The organism is Agriterribacter sp. (assembly GCF_035444585.1).
Lineage (GTDB): Bacteria > Bacteroidota > Bacteroidia > Chitinophagales > Chitinophagaceae > Agriterribacter.
This window is the reverse complement of the sequence record NZ_DAOMOZ010000301.1, coordinates 1-4326: the sequence shown is the minus strand read 5'-3', so window position 1 is coordinate 4326 and position 4326 is coordinate 1. Positions and strand designations below refer to the sequence as shown.

Sequence of the window (4326 nt, the reverse complement as noted above, 5' to 3'; positions counted from 1 at the left end):
ATTGAAGGTTACGTTAAATACAGCTACTTCGACAAAGAGCAATCATCAGCCCACCGGGATAAGCATCCTTTTGCACCATCTAAGCTACATTACAATCAGGATAAGGATTGTTACTATTGCCCAATGGGACAGCCGATGCAAAACATAGGTACCTATACAAAAACAACAGCAGCCGGATTTGAACAGCACTTAACAAAATACCAGGCTGCTAACTGCGAACGTTGTCCGCTAAACGGAGTATGTCATAAATCAAAAGGCAACAGGATTATAGAGATCAATTTCAATCTTAACCACCTTAAAGCAATAGCACATCAAAGGCTAACTTCTCAAACAGGGATAGCATATAGAAAAAAACGACCGTGGGATGTGGAGTCAGTCTTTGCAAATATCAAATCCAACCATGGGTTCAGGCGTTTCCTGCTCAGGGGTAACAAAAAAGTATCCATAGAAATCGGATTATTAGCAATCGCACAGAATTTAAGGAAAAAAGCAGCCTGAAAGCGCTGTTTTGTTGTTTTTTGCTGCCAGTGTACCATATACAGAATACCAGCCAGCAACTATAAAAGAAAAATAAAAAAATGGGGCTGTCTTAAAATTTTACTTTTGAGACAGCCCCTTTTTGCATTATGGCGATCAAAGGCTAATATTGCCTGTTTAAAACAACATTACACTTTACATGGGTGAAACGGAAATAGCTATAACACCCCGCGGGCCGGCTTCCTTTACACTCGATTGTTACTGTAAGAAGTGAATATTTCCGCATACTGAAAGTGCTTTATTACAATAAAGAAGTAACAAATAAAAACCATTTGCTGGATCATTTTGCATATAATTATTTAAGTTTTGGAATAATTGAAGATGGCCTGCGAAAAGGATTATCTATTATCCTTTTTTATTCTGGACACAGCCCATTGCTGGCATGGAAAATAACAATAAGGATAATATATATTAAATTGTTCCGGATAAAAAGACCCTTCTGGAAGCCGGTAAATAATAAATAATTATAGTTTAAGCATCTAATCCGAAATGAGTTGAATACATTCTGCACCATCATTACAGCCGATTATTTCCCGCATGCGCTGGCTTTGTATAAGTCGTTGAAAAAATTTGACCAGCAGGCATTATTATATGTTTTGGTGGCAGATGATAAATCTTTATCCGGTCATGATAATGAAACAGGCATACAAATACTGGCTGTAAGCCAACTTAAAGGCTACCCGCTGACACAGGAGCTCTACAACAAATATGCGCACATTAGAATGGATTTTTTCAGGTGGTCGTTAAAGCCCATACTGATAAGCTACCTTTTGGAAACAGGTTTTAAAAAAGTACTGTTTGTTGATTGCGATATTTTTTTCTTTAACGATTACCGGTTTCTCTTTGAAGCATTAAACCAGTCTGCAATTATTTTAACACCGCATTGGTATAGCGTAAGCCCTGCTATAAACGAAAACGAATTTGTTCAGCTTTTAACTTCCGGCTTTTTTAATGCCGGGTTTATCGGCAGCAACAGGAACGGGCTGCCTGCATTACAATGGTGGGCAAATGCATGCCATTACAAGATGAGCGAATGTAAGGCAGAGAGGGTATATGTTGACCAACGTTACCTTGATCTTTTGCCACTTTTGTTTGAAAACGTGCAAATATTATCCCACAAAGGTTGCAACCTGGGAGCAGGAAATTATGAAACATGTAAAAGGATCCTGGTTGGAAATACCCTGCTGATTGATGGTGAGTATCCTGTTGTTTTTGTCCATTTTTATAAGCCGCTCATAGAACAGATCCTTAAAGGATATGATCCTTTGCTGGTTCCGTATTTCAATGAATACAAAAAAGTGTTTGAAGAGATAGGAGCGCCTTTCCGGCATTTTATGGGGAGCCTTGCAAAGCAGCTTCAGCCATCGGTGATGATGCAGCTTAAATGGAAATTGAGAATAAGGACCCGTATTAAAGCCTTACTGTATAACCTGGCTCATAAGCTTTAACAAGCCGTTTTCCTGTACCATGCGGCTCGGTTCTCACCTGAGTTGCGTTTCCCCCGAAAAAATAAATTGACAGCCCATGCTGTGCCAACCGGCGGAAATATGCCCCGACCGGCAGGCCATAATTATTTTTATATTAATTTCATGTAATTAAATAATATTTTAATTATAAAAAAATAGTATTAATTATTTTGTTTACAATAATTTTTATTATTATTTTACATTTATTTTATAAAATGAAAAAGAAAAGGAAAGCGGGGGGAGGGAGAAAAAAATTACCGCCTGAATTGGTTAAGCAGGCTGTTACGTTGTTTGTGGAGACAAAATATATAACAGCGGCAGGGGGCATTGAAGCATTGAAAGAATATTTGTATAAAAAATCCATATCTCTGAAACCACCAGATAGTAATTCCCCGTCCTAACCCCGATACTTTTTCGGGGTTTTTCTTTTTTTTGCTTATTGATCAGGCTGCGGCATTTTTCCAGAGCTGTGAGGGCTGTACCGCCATATCCTTTTGGATCTCCCTGCCGTTTAAATGCCTTTTATAGAGCATAGCAAACTGGCTGTCAAAAAAATTCAATAAAAAAACCTGGTTGGGGGCCGATGCTTTTCCACCCAGTCCCAGCACAAGGTAAAAAGGCAGGTCGGTATACGATTTGTACCGTTCCAACTGGTATTTTTTAGAGAATGGGTAGCTGTTGGCAATAAGCGCTGACCGGAATTTGCATTCCACGTAAAAGCTGCGCCCGTTCAGTATATCCTGTAATGTAAAGTCGGGCTTAAGGCTGCTTTCGGGATAATCTTTTTCGTTCTGCAGGTATCCGGGTGTGCGATGAATAAGCTTATACTGTGCTTTTGGAAAAAGGTGCCGGCGTACATAATCCTCAAATTGTTCACCTTTTTGAAAACTATCGGGAATAAGCAAATGGTTTTGCTTTGCAGGGGGAATTACGGTAATCATAGCGTATAGGGTTGTGGATTAAAAAACCTTAAATAAGGCCTATTATTGTTGTATCGCCGGGGATAAACGTAATTCCGCGCAAATTTCAATCTTAGGTCAACAACCGTACAACTCTGCCATGCATTATTCCGATGTGCCGGCGCTTTTGATCGCTTTATTGCATACGCCTTTTAAGCTCTGTATCCATTGCTCAAACCTTTAACGATCCACGGAATCCCCTGACCGCATAATACGATTCCGCACCATTGTGATATACAAATACCGTGTTGTAGCGGCGATCGCAAAAAAGGGCGCCGCCGAGTTTTCGGACAGGCGCGGGGGTTACAATCCAGCTCGAAGTTTTCAGATCAAATTCACCAAGCTGCTGCAACTGCCGGTATTGCTCTTCCGTTAATAAGTCAATACCCATGTCAGCGGCCATATTCATCGCGCTGTCCCTGGGTTTGTGTTCTTTCCTTGATTCCAGCGCTGCATGATCGTAACAAATGCTCCTGCGGCCTTTGGGCGTTTCGGGCGAACAATCGTAAAAAATATATTCACCCGTCTTTCCTGCCTGCCGGCGGGGCAGGTTATCATAACTCACCACATCGGGCTCACCGCCGGTTATTTCCATTTCATTCAGTGACCATAATTTTGCAGGGCTGGCTTTCAGCTTTGCCTGTACTTCGTTCCATTCAATGCCTTTATGGCGATTCCTGTTTTTTTCAAAACGGGCCTTTACTATTTTTAGGAGATCTGCCGTTTGTTGTGACGACAGCTTTTTTTTACTGCTCATATCCTGGTATTTATATTTAAAAGCTCACCCGGTGTTTAATCTTCCAAACCTCGTCCATCAAGAATTTTCGGAATATATTTCTCTATTCTCGCCTCCCGGGTTTTGGACTGTTTGGCCTGGCCAAAATAAAAAAGATAGGCTCGTTGCCGTCCCGGTGTTAATGCCCCGAATGCTTTTTTAAGAGATGGCATTTTGTTGAGCCTGCTTTGAAATTCTTCGGGTATACTGTAATCGGAGGTTTTTTTGAGCTTCACTTTCAACCCGGCTTTTTCTACTTCAATAGCTTCATAAATATATGCTTTCAGGATCTTTTTCTGTTTCGTAATTTCTTTTACATCCGTAAAGCGCATCTGTCGCGCCGATTGCACATTTTTGGTTTGCTGAATTAAAATGCCATTGGGGTCCTGCAGCAAAACACCTTTAAAAAAAAGGAAGGCGCAATACTCCTTAAATACGTGTATCAGCACAACATTTGCACCGTTATATTCCCGCCCGGATGATCCGGTCGGGCAGGTATAGCAGGGACAGCCCCATTTCAATACTTCGTCAAGCCCGCAATCCAGCGCAATGGCTCTCATCTGCCTGATCTCCTTCTGCCATTGTTCGT

The 4326-nt window shown here is 41.0% G+C and carries 6 protein-coding genes; 3 read left to right on the top strand and 3 right to left on the bottom strand.

From position 1 onward, the window contains the following. From PLH26_RS20485 to PLH26_RS20475, 3 genes are all read left to right on the top strand, one after another. On the top strand, nt 1-498 hold a 498-nt coding region (locus PLH26_RS20485; RefSeq protein WP_324587882.1), incomplete at its 5' end, for a transposase. Between the two features lie 533 nt (nt 499-1031). Then, the gene (locus PLH26_RS20480; protein ID WP_324587881.1) at nt 1032-1985 is read left to right on the top strand and encodes a glycosyltransferase family protein; all 954 of its coding nucleotides are present in this window, start codon (nt 1032-1034) and stop codon (nt 1983-1985) included. Between the two features lie 233 nt (nt 1986-2218). Continuing rightward, nucleotides 2219-2404 (top strand): hypothetical protein, encoded by a 186-nt coding sequence (locus PLH26_RS20475; RefSeq protein ID WP_324587880.1) that lies wholly within the window; start codon nt 2219-2221, stop codon nt 2402-2404. 42 nt (nt 2405-2446) lie between these two features. Here PLH26_RS20475 and PLH26_RS20470 read toward each other — a convergent pair whose 3' ends face one another. From PLH26_RS20470 to PLH26_RS20460, 3 genes are all read right to left on the bottom strand, one after another. Further along, nucleotides 2447-2944: a hypothetical protein gene (locus PLH26_RS20470; RefSeq protein WP_324587879.1), complete on the bottom strand. Its 498-nt coding sequence runs from the start codon at nt 2942-2944 to the stop codon at nt 2447-2449. A 190-nt stretch (nt 2945-3134) separates the two neighbouring features. Beyond that, complete coding sequence (locus tag PLH26_RS20465; RefSeq protein WP_324587878.1) at nt 3135-3719, bottom strand: DUF4256 domain-containing protein; 585 nt, start codon at nt 3717-3719, stop codon at nt 3135-3137. A gap of 35 nt (nt 3720-3754) precedes the next feature. After that, nucleotides 3755-4326: YdeI/OmpD-associated family protein (locus PLH26_RS20460; RefSeq protein ID WP_324587877.1), on the bottom strand; the 572-nt coding region annotated here is incomplete at its 5' end.

Bases quoted from the DNA above. Each gene is read 5' to 3' on its own strand.
- PLH26_RS20475 (WP_324587880.1), top strand. From the start codon at position 2,219: ATGAAAAAGAAAAGGAAAGCGGGGGGAGGGAGAAAAAAATTACCGCCT.
- PLH26_RS20470 (WP_324587879.1), bottom strand. From the start codon at position 2,944: ATGATTACCGTAATTCCCCCTGCAAAGCAAAACCATTTGCTTATTCCC.
- PLH26_RS20465 (WP_324587878.1), bottom strand. From the start codon at position 3,719: ATGAGCAGTAAAAAAAAGCTGTCGTCACAACAAACGGCAGATCTCCTA.